Source organism: Pseudoalteromonas sp. SR44-5 (assembly GCF_014163675.1).
Lineage (GTDB): Bacteria > Pseudomonadota > Gammaproteobacteria > Enterobacterales > Alteromonadaceae > Pseudoalteromonas > Pseudoalteromonas rhizosphaerae.
Genome location: NZ_JACJDT010000048.1, coordinates 21,209 through 37,119, shown reverse-complemented (window position 1 = coordinate 37,119; position 15,911 = coordinate 21,209). Strand labels below are relative to the sequence as shown.

The following is a 15,911-nucleotide window of genomic DNA, read 5'->3' as shown; positions in this document are numbered from 1 at the left end:
AGCTATCAGCTATCAGCTATCAAATTTTATTTTTGACTTTAGGGCTGTCAACATTTTTGATAACTCAATGGTTTCATTTATCCACTGGGCGCCGATATTTTTATCTATATAACTAATGTCTATACCAATATAAATCTGTGTTCTAGCTTCCGCTAAAGAAGATCTAGATATATCTAAAAATCTAAGCCGCTCTTTATTGCTTTCACGAGTCATCCCCTCAGCTATATTACTAGGCACTGATAGGCTGGAGCGTGTTAATTGATCCCTAAAACCAAAATCTTTAAGGTATGCTGTCTTTTTATATACATCAGCACTCAATCGTGCGGCACGCTTCCATACTTCTAACTTTTCGAAATTCATTCAGTTACTCTTTTAAAGTGTTTTAAAAACTTATAGGTACAAAACATTTAAAAAGCAAATAACCTCTGTGATCTGACGGCTGACGGCTGACGGCTCGAAACTTAGCTCTTCCCTAGAACCTATAACTTACTCGCTAACCCAAACACTTCTTTCATAACTTGGGTTGTTTTAGCTATTTCATCTTCTGTAAGGGTTGGGTGGACTAAAAACATGATTGACGTTTCACCTAGTTCAACTGCATTTGGTAGGCGTGTTTCTGGGCGCCATGGGGTGTTGTCAAAAGCTTTTTCTAAATACACTTCTGAGCAGCTCCCCTGAAAACACGGTACACCACGCTCTACAATTACATTAACTATACGGTCGCGATCCCAACCAGAGGCCAATTGTTCAGGCTTAATAAACATATAATGCTTATATTCAGCGTGTTCAATGTATTCAGGAACCTCAACTAAACGGATACAATCAAAGCCAGTTGCGGCTTGGTCAAGTTGTGCGCCATACGTTTGGCGTTTTGCAGTCCACTCTGTCATACGAGTTAGTTGAATACGGCCAAGTACGGCTTGCATTTCGGTCATGCGCCAGTTAGTACCAAAGCTTTCGTGTAACCATCTAAACCCCGGTGGGTGTTCGCGGTTATAAATTGCATCAAAGCTTTTACCGTGGTCTTTATAGCTCCACATAGTTGACCATAACTCTTTAGAATTAGTGGTTACCATGCCGCCTTCGCCGCCAGTGGTCATAATTTTATCTTGGCAAAAGCTCCACGCGCCTACATGGCCAATACTACCGACTGAGCGACCTTTATATTTAGCACCATGTGCCTGCGCACAGTCTTCAATTACATAAAAGCCATGCTCTTTACTCAGCGCCATTATTTCATCCATTTCAGCAGGCATACCGGCTAAGTGTACAACAATAACTGCTTTCGTTTTTGGTGTAAGTACCGCTTTAATACTTGCAGCTGTAATGGCTTGGCTATTTAAATCAACATCAGCAAATACAGGTGCTGCGCCAACAGTTACAATACTTGAGGCAGACGCTAAAAAAGTTCGCGGCGTAGTAATAACTTCATCGCCAGTACCCACATTTAACGCCTTAAGCGCTATATCAAGCGCTAAAGTGCCATTACCAAGTGCGATTGCATACTCGCTACCTGCCCAAGAGGCAAATTCTTTTTCAAATTCGCGGCCTTCAGTACCCGTCCAGTAGTTAACTTTATTTGACAAAACTACGCGACTTACAGCATCAGCTTCTTCTTGAGTGAAGCTAGGCCAAGGAGAAAATGGGGTATTTAACATGATGTTCCTATTAATTTCATATAGAAATGAGTGTCTAATTTATCTTGGTACTGCAGGAGAGCCAAATGCAGTAACATTATCAGGTATATTTTTTAAAACTGTACTACCAGCACCAATCAAACAATTGTTACCAATTGACACTAACTGTTTTACTTGGCTACCAATACCAACCCAGCTTTTACTACCCACAATAACACCGCCAGCTAAAGCGACATTCGGGCAAATATGGGCAAAATCATCAATAATGCAATCATGCTCAACAACAGCTCCGGTGTTGATAATACAACCAGCACCCACTTTGGCAAATGCATTAATTACAACACCCGCAAAAACTACGGTGCCCTGTGCTATTGCTGCATATTTACTTATCACTGCTGTTGGATGAATCAAAGTAATAAGATTAAAATTATTTTGTTGTAATAATTTTATTTTTTGCTGGCGAATTTCGTTATTTCCAATTGCAACAACTACATCATTACTACACGTGGGGCTTTGATTTTTTAGCGCAATTAAATCAGCGCAAGTACCATATATTGGCCAATGCTCAATGTGGGTTTTGCTAGGGTAGGCATCATCATAAAATTTAACAGTAAAGCCAAGCAGCTCGGCAATATCGGCAATAACCTTACCATGGCCGCTTGCGCCAACTATGGCTAACTGTTTAGTCATTATTAGAACCTTTAAACGGCTCAATCGTTACATGCCCGTCAGCACTTATGCCTTCACGAACAAAAACTTTTTTTACGGTGAGTAATAATATTTTGAAGTCGAGCAACAAGCTTTGGTTATCAACATACCAAACATCAAATTTAAACTTTTGATCCCAACTAATTGCATTCCGACCATTTACTTGTGCCCAACCAGTAATTCCAGGTCGTACATTATGGCGACGCGCTTGCTCAGCACTATAAAGCGGTAAATATTGCACAAGCAGTGGCCTTGGCCCTACTAAGCTCATATCGCCTTTTAATACGTTAAATAAACCGGGCAATTCATCTAAACTTGTAGATCGCAAAAATGCGCCAAATTTAGTCATACGCTCATTATCTGGCAGCAAGTTCCCCTGCTTATCTTTACCATCAAGCATGGTTCTAAACTTCATCATTTTAAATACTTTACCATGTAAACCTGGGCGGTCTTGAGTAAATAAAATAGGTGAGCCCAGTTTAAAACGAATCAGTAAAGCAACAATCATAATTACTGGCAATAAAGTCAGTATTGCACATAGAGCAACTAAAAAATCAAAAATACGTTTAATCATTAATAGCTTCCATTAAAGTTTTCTCTATCCGTGCGGCCATTATATCTCTTGAGAAGTATTCATACGAAAGCAGTTTGCAACTTTGAACGGCTTTATCGTACTCACTTTGATTATTTAAAAAGCGAGAAATACTTGCAGATGCCTTTTCGTAATCGCTGCCATCTAAAACTAAGCCACAATTATGCTCATCAATAAACTCTTTTTGCCATCCCGCGTAGTTAATTGCAATTGGGGTTTGTGATGCCAAAGCATCAAACAGCTTGTTAGCAGAGTTATGCCACATCTCCTTTACAGGCCCAAATAAAGATAACGACAAGTCAGCAGCAGATAATAAATCCACTATTTCTGTTTTAGGAACTGGCGGTAATATATAAAGGTTACGATTTAAAACCCCAGCTTTTTCTGCATCAGCAATCACTTGCTGTTTTTCCATACCATCACCAATAGCAACAAAGCATAAATTAGCATCAAGAGTTTGCGCTGCCTTCGCTAATTCAACGATATAGCCAACTTTATTGATTAGGCCAAAAGTACCAGTATAAGCAATAAGTTTACGACCATTAACAAACTTTAATTTAGTCTCTAAGTAGTTGCAGCCAACACTTTTATCAACATCAAATAAATCAGTATCACAGCTATTAGTAGCTAACGTGACGTGCTCTGCTGGAATACCATGCCTTGTAATACCATCGCACATGCCTGGCGATAAACCAATAAGACGCTTAGAGTTCTTGTAAGTGTGTTTTTCTAACCAAGTAGCAATTTTAATAATCCACTTATTTTTTATAACACCCATTGCTACAGGTAACTCAGGCCAAAGGTCACGTACTTCAAACACTAAGGGAACTTTTTTCAGTTTAGAATAAATTAACCCAGGGATTGCAATTGTCAATGGCGTGCTAGTAGCAAAAACCACATCAGCTTTGATCGAAAGCGACTTTAACGTAGACCTAATCGAAAAATTTATAAACTTCAAAATTCGCTTTAAAAAGCTATCTTTATTTGAGTAATCAAGATGTAAAACATGCAATTTAATGCCGTCAATTTCTATAAAGTTCCAGCCATTGCGTAAATTATAATTATCAGAAAAGTAAGCCGAACTAGTCACAAAAGTAACAGTGTGGCCATTTTTAACTAATCGTTTCGCCATTTCGTACGAGCGCGTCCCCGCGTTTGATTCTGGAGTAGCAAAGTACTGGTGTAGATAAATAATTTTCATATAATTAGTATAACTTCTTAAGATGATTGAGTGTAGCTAGAACACGTGTTGCAATAAAAGCAGAGCTGTAACCCTTGAAGAAAAGCATACTCATGTATTTTTTAACTAAATATATGAGTTTTTTAGATTCATTTCGCCTATCTACTTTTTTTCTACTTGCTGAGTTTTGACGATGATTAACATAGTAAACAGTATCACTACTGCATTTTGCAATATAATCAATATTCTTTGAAATAGTAGCCATAAATAGGCCATCTTCACCTCTTGCTAAGTTCGTATCAAATCTAGTGTTTCCTATCATGTCCCTATGTAACATTTTTGCGCAGGGTGAAGAAAAATACTTTCGATAAATAAGCGGAGAGGTCCCCTGAGATGCTAAATTAGCAAACGATTGACCGATATAGTTATCAAATTGCTGCTCAACTCTTACTTTGAAATTAATAACGTTCGTAATACCCATTGTTTTTTCATTGGTCACTTTCAGTAAATTCTCTAAATAATTTACTGAAATAATATCGTCGTCATCAATAAAAACTAAGTATTCTTCTGTTGACTCATCTATTAACTTATTCCTAGCAAAAGAAACACCGGCTGTTGGAAGGTAGAAATATTTATAATTAAAGTTAAATTTGTTTAAAATACTGATTACTAACTCTTCAAACTTATCTCTGGGGCCATTCAGACCTATATAAACACAAAAAAAATCATTATTTAATGTTTGCAACTCAATCGATTTCAAACAATCTAACAAATAATCACCTGGTTTATATGTAGGTAATATTATTGAGATTAGACTCACTAAAAACTCCCTCTATATCACTGCTTACAATAGAAAAATTTGTTGCATGTAATATCCTAATTGAACATACAACTAAAGAACATTTCATGCTCCCTTACTTCTAGGTGGGCAAAAGACCACTAGCCTCGCCAACTAAACCACGAATATAAATAACAAAGCAGACTACTATCAACATACCATGTGCAACATACCTATGCTGTGATTTCACTAATGATTCAATAGCTAAAGGAATAGCTAAAATAAGGAATATAGAAAGGTAAGTATTAAATCGACCAAGTATTCCCAAGCCCAGAGTGTAATTACCAATAATTATAGAAAATAAAGCAAGTAAAAATATCACTCTTTTTCTTTCAGAATCTAAATTCCGCTTATAAGCTATAAGTAAAAGGACAAGTATAAGCTGCTTCAATAAAAGAACCATTCCGACTCCAGAAACACCACCTTTGTCCATTAAGGTGCTACTATCTAAATAACCTATATATTGGCCAGGAATAAGAAAACTAAAGACATTCAAAACTTTCAAAATCATTTCTTTAAATATTATAAATGGAAGTGACGCAACCCACAGCATTGATAACCAAGTAACAGGAAACCTAAAAGCAGTTAGAAAATAGAAAGGGTAAAAGAATATAGCCGACATATGTGTCGCCATAGCGACAATAGTGACTAAGGTAAATTTAATTAGATTACGCTGATAGATAAAACGAACACTATATAAAATAATAGCTGTAGCTAAAGCTTGTCTCATCACATTGTGCATAAACGCAAATAGACCTAACCCTGACAAAAATATTGCAATCGATAGGCTAATATTATCACTTTCATAATAAACAGCTTTAAAAATAAAAAAAATAGTTAATAATGCGTATATAAAAGTAACAAATGAAGCGTCTGCACCGAGCCAATCTGAAAATAGACTAGTATAAATAAATACCCAGCCTAACTTCACAGTTAACCAAGCCTCATTAGAGCCAGAAACAACTTGTTCATAAAGGTCATAATAAGCTAAGGTATCAATCCCTACTTCTGGTGCTCTAAAGCCTACTAACCAACTTAAAAAGCAGCCAATAATTACCAGTGAGATTTTTCTCTGTTGCTTATTATTAGCAAATAAAAATAAAATAGCCACTGATATAGGGAAAATAAATATATATAATACCATAAAATATCAAACTCTTTCTTCTGATCCAGAACCCAATAATAAACTTAGCATTTCAGATAAAGCTTTCAATTTAAGGTAATAGCAAACTAATATCGCAATTAATTTTTTCTTAGTAGGTTGATTTGGATTAGCAAATGCTCGCTTTATTCCAGTAAAAGGAGGTAATATTTTTTTTAGTAACAGAATTGCAACTGACTTTTTACCTGCGCTTCTCGCTACCGATAGGTGCCCGCCCGCCAAGCGTTTATTTTTTGTATGTATGTCTTTAAATTCGCTTCTAGTTGGATGAAAAACGACACAATTCCTAAGATAAGTAATTTGACTTCCTTGTTTAAAGACCCTTCGGCCCCACTCCCCATCTCCACCTGACATTAAGTTTTCGTTAAATACTCCCAACTCATCGAAAACCGATTTTCTACTAATCATATTGCCCGTTGCAGCCATACCACTTTGTACAAACTCTTCTTGAGGGAATGCAAAAAAAACTTCGTAAATTTCAAACCAGTTCATTTTTTCATTTTCGCTAAACAAACTTATCTCACCACCAATTCGATCGATTTGAGGGTTTTTCTTTAAGTAGTCAATAGCAACTTCTAACCAGTCTTCTTTTGGTTGACAATCAGAATCAGTAAATGCATATACATCGCCTTTAGCAATACTAAGCGCTTTATTTCTTGCCGCATAAGATCCTGGTTTTCTCTCATCTAATAAGAAACAATTTTCTGGTAAAACAAGGGAATCAGGAGCTTTATCATCAGGAGCATTATTCACAACTATAATTTCAAAATTTTTCACTGAGTATGTTTGCTTATTTAAAGCATTAACACAAAGCTGTAGGCGCTCCCAATCATAGTATGTAGGTATAATAACGCTGATGAATGGTAACTCGCTTTCTATATTATTCATTTCATTTTCCATAAGTAGTATCTTATACCAAGTATTATATGGTTATTAACTCTCACAAAAAAAGAGGAAACCATTACTCCACCATGCGAACAATCTATTAACTTATCAACTTGTTAGTTTATCAATTTGTCAATAAGAGCTTTTGTTTTATTTATAGTAATTTCTGAGTTAAAGGACTTAAGGCTCAATTCTTTATTTATTGCTACATCGTCCTTTGACATATTATCACAATTGAAATTATCTTTATTAAACACCTTGAAACCAAGACATTTAAAATAGTCATACAATGGATTCTCCTTATCCAAAAAAACCTTGGCACCCAAAGATAGCATTATCAATATATTGCCTGCTGCCTGTTGCCTTTTGTGATTCATAATAACAAATGAGCACCTTTTAAGGATATTAAAGTATTCTTCTTGTGTTAAAAAATCTCTTAATATCGTATAGTTCAAAGATGTGGTACTTAACTTGGAAATTATCATTTCTGCATAGTTATTATCGCCATATGATAATGGAATAACCACTTCTCTTTTCTCGTTTGCTTTTACTAGCCCATCAATTATTTCAATATGATTATTAGTTTCAGATGCACTATTACCTAGCAGTATCGAATCACCATTAACATAATCAGCTTTCAGCTTTTCTACTATTTTATCTGAGGAACCATAATTCCAATCTATATACTTTGCATTTAATTTTAGTTGCAGTGCTACACTTTCAAATTCACTTTCTAAAACAGGACAAAAGTAATCGATTTTTTTATAGGATGCGTCTAAATCGAAAATTTCTTTCTTAATAAAATTTTTAATACTTTTTTTATTTTTTTCTTTTATAAGAGAGCTATAGATATAATAATCGAAACCAAAACCAATCCAACACACTTTGATTCTTTTTGGGATAAATTTAAGAAATAATTTAAACAGCTCATTCATTGAGTGAAAAACCACTGCATCATAAGTTCTTAAACGATATAGTAATATATCTTTTAAAAATGATTGTCTAGACTTAATAACTACATCTCTATCCTTGATATATTTTAAACTTTCATTGTTAGTAATAACTACAAAATCATTTTCAACATAGCCGATATTTTTAAAGTTCGAAATAGCATAATCTATAAACTTCTCATCAGAACACACATGTAAAATTCTTTTCACGCTAGACCTTTACGGGTGTAATATCTTTACTACACAATACATTGTAAGAAATTGTTGTATATTCACTATTTGTAGCAAAATTAGTACACCAATCAACTATTTGTTTAGGGATATTTGCCCCTGCCAAATGTGAAAATGGATACTGCCCGCCAAATCGTGCATTGAGCTCTAGAACATAAAACTCACCACTGATTTCCAAACAATCAGAGTCAAGCATAGCAATATGACCTAACGCTGATGATAAACTTTGCCCAATTGATGAAAGTTTTGAGTTTTCAATGGTGATTGCCTGATCTGTTTCACCTGAACGCATCGCAAGCTTTTTCTTACAAAATGTAGTTACATAGTTTTTTTGTAAATCATTAACAACCTCAATACCATACTCATCACTAGTAATACACTGCTGAATTAATATTGCGTTATCAATATCAGCACTCGATTCAAACTTTAAATAAGATGATTCAATTTCGTTTCGCACTTTTTTGTAAAGTACTTGCAGCTCTTCTAAATTATCAGCTTTATAAATACCAATAGATCCCATACCCCACCGTGGTTTAATAATAACTGGATATTCAAGGTTATTATTATTAAGCGCTGTAACTGCTTCTGAAAATGAAATATACGTCGCTGGAGTATTAATACTATGCTGAATCAAAAACTGATATGTTTTCCATTTGTCATTACAAATATCAATCACTTCAGGATCTGAAACAATGACATCGACACCAATGTCTTTAAAACGTTGTTTATTTTTAGCTAGTATTGGTAAATCGATATCAAAAAGTGAGATAAGTACCGTTATTTTATTTTTCTCACAGTAGTTTATTAAATAATCAATGTATTCAGCAGAGTATATTTGTGGTGTTAATGTAAACGCATCTGCTTGTTGTAAGGCATACGTCTCAATACTATTTGCAGCAAAAACCTTACCATTTAAAGATTTTAATGCTTCTTTAAAATAATTGACTAGGTAACTTCTACGCCCTACTGAGGTTAATAATATATTCATATTTCTTTTGTCGCCATTAAGTTCAACAATCCACCAGTGTGCCAGAAAAGTACATTACTACCCGGCTTCACCACTCCATTTTTAATATACTGCTGCATACCATACCATGCCTTCCCCGTATAAGTAGGGTCGAGTATTATTCCTGTTTGTTCAGCGGCCCTTCTAATTACACTTAGCTGCTCAGGATTAGTTTTTTCATAGCCTCCAGCAATAAACTGATCATCAAGTACTATATCTGCTGACAATTGAGTATCTAGTTTATTAACGTTAATAAACTCTAAAACCGAATTACTAATTGCTTCTAACCCACGAGGATTTTGCCGAGCAACACTAATACCAATAACTTGAGTAGCTGAATTTATTTTTTTAAAACCTAAATGTAATCCAGCTTGCGTAGCACCTGTGCCACTTGCGTGAAAAACAAAGTCAAACAGCAGGTTAGATTGCGCGTGTGCTTCAAATGCGGCATCATAAAATGCTTGCGTGCCTTCTAAACAATGCCCCCCCCCCCAAATATAAAATGGCTTTAAACCTTGCCTTGTATGTTCCGCCATTTCAGCGTCCATCACTTTTGCAACCTCACTCATGTCGCAATACACAATTTTTATACCTAGGATCTGTAATAATTTTAAGTTACCACAAAAGTCGTTCGGCTCAGAGTCATGGATCACTATAGTACATGCAATTCCCAGCTCTTTGCAGCGAATAGCAGTGGCTCTTACATGATTAGATTGCGCCCCGCCACAGGTTACTACCGCATTGCAACCTTCTTCCATGCATTTAGCCAAAATATACTCAGCCTTACGGCCTTTATTACCTCCTCCTGAAATCGGGTATAAATCATCTCGCTTTATAAACAGATTTACACCCAAATAATTAATTTGCATTATTGGTGTTGCTGTTAACTTCATAGTAATTTCAATTCCATTTTTAAGCCTTTAACATTACTATCTTCATAATTGAATTCATTAACAATCAGAAAACCTACTTTTTTATATAAATGACTAGCTGGGCTATCTGCTCTTACGGTTAGTGACAGGCTATTAAATTGCTTAGATTTTAATTCTGCAATAGCAATCTCAAGTAATAGTTGGCTAAACCCCTGCCCTCTAGAGTTTGATAATATAGCAATAAATGGGCAATAGGCTACTTTACTATCTAGATCATTCATATATACAGCAATTGCACCAACCAACTGGTTCTTCTTATACACTCCAAAAACAGTTGCAACCTTAAGTAACTTTAAAGCGTATTGTTCTAAATCTACTCGTGATGACAATGTTGGTGAAAAATCATCATCTACTTGATTTAAAAGCTTAAAAAAGGATGACAAATCGCCCTCATTTAATAAATTAACCACAAATAACCTCAATAACTTTAATTTGCTCTTCTTCGGTTAAAGCATCATGAATTGGTATACACAGCACTTGATCAGAAATTAATTTAGCATTAGGAGTATCGCTAGCATAGCCCTTATAAAGTTCAAACTGAGTTACTAAAGGGTAAAAATATCGTCTAGCAAGAATATTATTTTCTTGAAGCTTTTCAAGTAACTCATCACGGCTTAAGCCAAACTCTGTTTCGTCAATTAAAACAGGATAATATGAATAGTTAAGCTCTAAAGTAAGATTGCTATCAAGTACTTTAATGCCAACTATATCTCTGAATGCTTTATCGTATTTTTTGGCAATTAGTTTTCGTTTAGTTATCGACTCGTCAATTTTAGTTAATGCAACAAGCCCAAAAGCAGCTTGCACTTCATTAAGTTTTGCATTCATTCCACAAACACTTATTTGCGTTTCAGACTCAAAGCCAAAATTCTTTAATTGATCAATTTTCTTTTTTTGTTCTAACGTTTTGCAAACAACAGCCCCACCTTCAATTGTTGAGTAAGCCTTGGTTGCATGAAAACTCAAAATAGACAAATCGCCATAGTTTAAAACAGATTGTTCGTGCTCTTTAACTCCAAACGCATGTGCAGCATCATAAATGATTTTTAAATCATGCTTTTTAGCGATAGTTTCAATTGCATTATTATCACAAGGCATACCGTATACATGAACAGGCAAAATAGCAGATGTTTTATCAGTTATAGCCGCTTCAATTTTTGAAGGATCGATATTAAATGTGGCGGGATCAATATCAACAAAAACAGGTGTTAAATTATTCCATTTAATTGCATGAGCTGTCGCTACAAACGTGTAAGGTGTTGTTATTACTTCACCTGTAAGTTCTAGCGATTGTAAAGCGGTTATAAGTGCCAAGGTACCGTTAGAAAATAGGCTTATATAGGGTACATTAAGGAACTTGCACAGCTCGTCTTCAAGCTTTTGATGGTAATGACCATTATTAGTTAACCACTTTCGCTGCCAAATATCTTCAAGATATGGTGTTAATTCATCTAAAGGCGGTAACAGTGGTGAAGTAACTGTTATTTTATCCATTTTTAATTCAACCTTTTTCTAAAAACTACATGTAAAATTTGTGTGTATAAATCTTTTTCTGTCCAACGAATCAAACTAATGTATATCAAAGGCATAACTGTAAGGTTAATTAGTAGATGAACATAGGGGCTATTGATATATCTTGCCATTACATACCAAGCAAAAATATAAGTAAGCAGCCCACTAAAGAGCACACAACCCCAGATGGGTAATAATGCAGCTATCTGTTTAGTCGTTTTTAAACGACTAAACAGGCCCGTGTAAAAAGAATTAATAAAAAAAGCAATAAATGAGTGAGCTAACAAACCAATACACATAGCTTTAACACCAAGTGGTATGGTAATAACTAACATGATAGTAATTAAACTTTTTTTAATAATTTCTAGCTTTAAAAAAATATCTGAGCGCCCTTTAACTTGCAACAAATTTAAATTTATTGCATGTATTGGGTAAAGCATAAATGCCAAGCTTAATATAGATAACAGTTCAGCTGCAGGTAACCACTCAGACCCCAGTACAATACTAATAAATGGTTCTGCTGAAATACTTAACCCCGCCATTAAAGGAAACACGACTAACGCAGCCAGTCGTAGAGTCAATAAGTAAGTATCTTCAAATTTATTAACATCATTTTGAATATTACTTAGCATGGGGTAGGTTACACGTTGTATTACTGTCGTCATAGTCATTGCAGGTATTAGAGAGAGTTGGTTTGCTTGGGTAAAAAAACCAACCTGAGATGCATTAAACTGTTTACCAATAACCATTTGATAAATATTTTTAAAAACAGTGTCAATTAGCGATGCAACTAATAATTTAGAACCAAAGCCAAATAAGTAATTAAAAGAGTCTTTGCTAAATCCTTTTTTTGGCATCCAAGGGTGAAAAACATTCAATAAAATAACCAAAAGAAACGCATTCGTTAATGTTTGCGCTACCAAAGCCCACACACCGTAGTCTAGTTCAGCCATATACAAGGCCACCCCACTACTGATAACAACGCTGAGTAATGAAGCTTTAGCCTGTGTTTTAAAGTCCATACTAATGGTTAATTTAGCTCTTTGGACAATAGCGAAACTATTAATCACAATTGTTAAGGAAAGTACACGTACTAAATTAACTAATTCTGGCTGCTCGTAAAATCTCGCTATATAAGGCGCAGATAAAAAAAGAACTGAATAGCAAAAAATACCAACAAAAATATTAAAGTAAAAAGCCGTTGAAAAATCACTTTCTGTACGCTCAGTATAACGGACCAAGGCAGCAGTAAAACCGCTATCTGTAAATACCTGGCTTACTGCAATAAATACAGCTAACATACCCACTAGACCAAACACATTTGGTCCTAATAGCCTTGCTAAAAATAGCATAACTATAAGTTGAATAGCTTGAGTAGCTAACCGTTCTATGGCACTCCACTTCAAACCATTGGCAGTGGATTTCATATATTTTTTAATAAATCTGCTAAATAGCTGCCATAGCCATTTTTAGACATTAGCTTAGCTTTTACTGCCACGTCTTCAGCCGTTAGCCAACCATTATGAAACGCAACTTCTTCTAAACAGGCTATTTTATAGCCTTGGCATCGCTCAATTGTTTCTACAAATTGTGCTGCTTCGAGTAAACTTTCATGGGTGCCTGTATCTAACCAAGTAAAACCACGGCCCAGCATTTCGACATTAAGCTTATTTTGCTTTAAATACATTTCGTTCAAGCAGGTAATCTCAAGTTCACCTCGATGAGATGGTTCAACTTTTTTCGCCAATTCAACAACCGAATTGTCGTAAAAATAAAGCCCTGTTACAGCAAAGTGAGATTTTGGTTTAGTTGGTTTTTCTTCGATTGATATCGCTTTTTTATTATGGTCAAACTCAACCACGCCAAAACGCTCAGGATCTTTTACTTGATAGCCAAACACTGTTGCACCTTGGCCGTTTTTTGCATTTTCTACAGCGTGCTTAAGCTTAGTGGTAAAACCTTGCCCATAAAAAATGTTATCACCAAGCACTAAGCATACGTCATCACTACCAATAAAGTCTTCACCCAAAATAAATGCTTGGGCTAGTCCATCGGGGCTAGGTTGCACTGTATAACTAAGCTCAATACCAAACTGTGAGCCGTCACCTAATAAGCGTTTAAATGAATCAATATCTTCAGGCGTAGTAATAATTAACACTTCGCGTATACCGGCTAACATTAACACCGAAAGTGGATAATAAACCATTGGCTTATCATAAATGGGTAATAACTGCTTTGATACACCCATAGTGATAGGGTAAAGGCGTGTACCAGAACCACCCGCTAATATAATTCCTTTCACTTTACTCTCCTTGAGTTTTTGTGTTTATTTGACCAAGGCGTTCACGTTGATACGAACCACTTTGAACGTTTTGACACCACTGCTGATTATCTAAATACCATTGTACCGTTTTTCGCAAACCTGTTTCAAAGGTTTCGATTGGCGTCCAATTTAGTTCTTTGCTCATTTTTGATGAATCAATTGCATAACGTCTATCATGCCCAGGTCTATCATTTACAAACGTGATTTGCTCAGCATACTCAGGTTTTTTAGGCACCAACTCATCTAAAATACTGCAAATTGTTTGTACAACCTCAATATTTTGCTTTTCATTGTGACCTCCAATATTGTATGTTTCGCCTACTTTGCCTTCAGTCACTACTTTATATAAAGCACGTGCATGATCTTCAACATAAAGCCAATCGCGAATTTGGTCGCCTTTACCATAAACAGGTAAATCTTTGCCTTCAAGTGCATTTAAAATCACTAATGGAATTAATTTTTCAGGGAAATGATAAGGCCCATAATTATTTGAACAGTTAGTCACTATAGTTGGAAAGCCGTAAGTTCTTAACCATGCTCGCACTAAATGATCACTAGATGCTTTACTTGCTGAATATGGGCTACTTGGGGCATAAGAGGTTTGCTCTGTAAATAAAGGCAGCTCTTTATCAAACGCATTATCATCTTGTTCATCTGGATGTGGTAAATCACCATATACTTCATCAGTTGATATATGATGAAACCTAAAAGCTAGTTTAGCGCTATCATCAAGGGTATTCCAATACTCGCGAGCAGCCTCTAATAAGGTATAAGTGCCTACAATATTAGTTTGTATAAACTCAGCAGGACCAGTTATTGAGCGATCAACATGGCTTTCTGCGGCTAAATGCATTACAGCATCAGGGGTATGCTGTTTAAAAACACGGTCAAGCTCTGCGCGGTCACAGATATCAACTTGCTCAAATGTATAGCGGTCACTCTTTTCGATATGTTCTAGGGACTGTAAATTACCAGCATAGGTTAACTTATCTAAGTTAATAACTGAGTCACTGGTGTTTTTAATAATGTGGCGAGTAACAGCCGAACCAATAAAACCAGCTCCACCTGTAACGAGAATTTTCACAATCAATCCTTTATTAGTTTAAAAATCAGATAGCAATTTAGTTATGCTACTGTATCAAGTCCTAAATTAAGCCAGAGTCAGGTCAAATATGAAAGTTAATACCTTCTTTTCTGAATGGATCTCTATGGCTAACCTTTACTTTAAAGCGTGGCATAATGCCCTGCTTACAAAACATTTTACCACAGAGGCGTTCGCTACACCGAAAACCATTCGTGGCTAAAGCCGACTCCTACGTGTTCTGTGTGGTAAGCCTTTTACTTTAGTTACAACTGCGCGGCATAAAGCCCGACTTACAAAATAAGTTCTACCACCGAGGCGTTCGCTACATCGAGAAAAGCTAGATAAAGTTAATTTATTAGCTCTCTAATCTCTGCCTCCGTGAACTCAGTGTCCTCTGTGGTGAATTTACTTAATTTTTTTCCACCGAGAGCACCGAGGCGTTCGCTACACCGAAAAACCATTCGTGGCGAAAGCCCGAAAAAATCATTTACACAAAAATAAGGGAGCTAGAATAAATGAGAAGAGATTAACGCATGCTTTATAACTTTTCTTAAGAGCAATGACCTTTACTTATTTGTACATATCTTAATTAAAACTGCGCGGCATAAAGCCCGACCTACAAAACATTTTTACCACCGAGGCGTTCGCTACATCGAGAAAAGCTAGATAAAAGTTAATTTATTAGCTCTCTAATCTCTACCTCCGTGAACTCAGTGTCCTCTGTGGTGAATTTACTTAATTTTTTACCACCGAGAGCACCGAGGCGTTCGCTACACCGAAAAACCATTCGTGGCGAAAGCCCGAAAAAATCATTTACACAAAAATAAGGGAGCTAGAATAAATGAGAAGAGATTAACGCATGCTTTATAAC

17 protein-coding genes are annotated in these 15,911 nt (G+C 35.7%); 1 reads left to right on the top strand and 16 read right to left on the bottom strand.

The window, feature by feature from the left end; genetic code table 11:
* Positions 1–12 precede the first annotated feature (12 nt).
* The 16 genes from H5154_RS19115 to rfbB form a co-directional block, all read right to left on the bottom strand.
* Positions 13–360, bottom strand: a complete 348-nt coding sequence (locus H5154_RS19115; RefSeq protein WP_169020997.1) for a four helix bundle protein — start codon at positions 358–360, stop codon at positions 13–15.
* Between the two features lie 119 nt (positions 361–479).
* Positions 480–1,658, bottom strand: coding sequence for a DegT/DnrJ/EryC1/StrS aminotransferase family protein (locus tag H5154_RS19110; RefSeq protein ID WP_182719296.1), 1,179 nt, complete (start codon positions 1,656–1,658; stop codon positions 480–482).
* A gap of 39 nt (positions 1,659–1,697) precedes the next feature.
* Entirely contained in the window at positions 1,698–2,327 is a 630-nt protein-coding gene (locus tag H5154_RS19105; protein WP_220493424.1) for an acetyltransferase, read from the bottom strand.
* Entirely contained in the window at positions 2,320–2,919 is a 600-nt protein-coding gene (locus H5154_RS19100) for a sugar transferase (protein WP_182719295.1), read from the bottom strand. Before H5154_RS19100 ends, H5154_RS19105 begins: the two co-directional genes overlap by 8 nt.
* The gene (locus H5154_RS19095; RefSeq protein WP_182719294.1) at positions 2,912–4,138 is read right to left on the bottom strand and encodes a glycosyltransferase family 4 protein; all 1,227 of its coding nucleotides are present in this window, start codon (positions 4,136–4,138) and stop codon (positions 2,912–2,914) included. The genes H5154_RS19100 and H5154_RS19095 overlap by 8 nt, the downstream gene beginning before the upstream one ends.
* Positions 4,139–4,142: 4 nt before the next feature.
* Positions 4,143–4,937, bottom strand: coding sequence for a glycosyltransferase family A protein (locus H5154_RS19090; protein WP_182719293.1), 795 nt, complete (start codon positions 4,935–4,937; stop codon positions 4,143–4,145).
* A gap of 100 nt (positions 4,938–5,037) precedes the next feature.
* Entirely contained in the window at positions 5,038–6,099 is a 1,062-nt protein-coding gene (locus H5154_RS19085; RefSeq protein ID WP_182719292.1) for an EpsG family protein, read from the bottom strand.
* A 6-nt stretch (positions 6,100–6,105) separates the two neighbouring features.
* Positions 6,106–7,005, bottom strand: a complete 900-nt coding sequence (locus H5154_RS19080; protein WP_182719291.1) for a glycosyltransferase family 2 protein — start codon at positions 7,003–7,005, stop codon at positions 6,106–6,108.
* 113 nt (positions 7,006–7,118) lie between these two features.
* Positions 7,119–8,162 carry a TDP-N-acetylfucosamine:lipid II N-acetylfucosaminyltransferase gene (locus tag H5154_RS19075; protein WP_182719290.1) on the bottom strand — a complete coding sequence of 348 codons (1,044 nt, stop codon included), beginning with the start codon at positions 8,160–8,162 and terminating at the stop codon, positions 7,119–7,121.
* Position 8,163: 1 nt separating this feature from the next.
* Entirely contained in the window at positions 8,164–9,171 is a 1,008-nt protein-coding gene (locus H5154_RS19070) for an ATP-grasp domain-containing protein (protein WP_182719289.1), read from the bottom strand.
* Positions 9,168–10,082, bottom strand: coding sequence for a 1-aminocyclopropane-1-carboxylate deaminase/D-cysteine desulfhydrase (locus H5154_RS19065; protein WP_182719288.1), 915 nt, complete (start codon positions 10,080–10,082; stop codon positions 9,168–9,170). Before H5154_RS19065 ends, H5154_RS19070 begins: the two co-directional genes overlap by 4 nt.
* Positions 10,079–10,531 (bottom strand): GNAT family N-acetyltransferase, encoded by a 453-nt coding sequence (locus tag H5154_RS19060; RefSeq protein ID WP_182719287.1) that lies wholly within the window; start codon positions 10,529–10,531, stop codon positions 10,079–10,081. Before H5154_RS19060 ends, H5154_RS19065 begins: the two co-directional genes overlap by 4 nt.
* Complete coding sequence (locus tag H5154_RS19055) at positions 10,524–11,615, bottom strand: DegT/DnrJ/EryC1/StrS aminotransferase family protein (protein WP_182719286.1); 1,092 nt, start codon at positions 11,613–11,615, stop codon at positions 10,524–10,526. The genes H5154_RS19060 and H5154_RS19055 overlap by 8 nt, the downstream gene beginning before the upstream one ends.
* Before the next feature lie 2 nt (positions 11,616–11,617).
* Positions 11,618–13,060 carry a lipopolysaccharide biosynthesis protein gene (locus H5154_RS19050; protein WP_182719285.1) on the bottom strand — a complete coding sequence of 481 codons (1,443 nt, stop codon included), beginning with the start codon at positions 13,058–13,060 and terminating at the stop codon, positions 11,618–11,620.
* Complete coding sequence (gene rfbA, locus H5154_RS19045; protein WP_182719284.1) at positions 13,057–13,935, bottom strand: glucose-1-phosphate thymidylyltransferase RfbA; 879 nt, start codon at positions 13,933–13,935, stop codon at positions 13,057–13,059. Before rfbA ends, H5154_RS19050 begins: the two co-directional genes overlap by 4 nt.
* Before the next feature lies 1 nt (position 13,936).
* Positions 13,937–15,040: a dTDP-glucose 4,6-dehydratase gene (gene rfbB / locus H5154_RS19040; protein ID WP_182719283.1), complete on the bottom strand. Its 1,104-nt coding sequence runs from the start codon at positions 15,038–15,040 to the stop codon at positions 13,937–13,939.
* 88 nt (positions 15,041–15,128) lie between these two features.
* On the opposite strand from rfbB, the gene H5154_RS23790 reads away from it, so the two are divergent.
* A complete protein-coding gene (locus H5154_RS23790; protein WP_259398552.1) occupies positions 15,129–15,260 on the top strand; it encodes a hypothetical protein in 132 nt (43 codons plus the stop codon).
* Positions 15,261–15,911 lie beyond the last annotated feature (651 nt).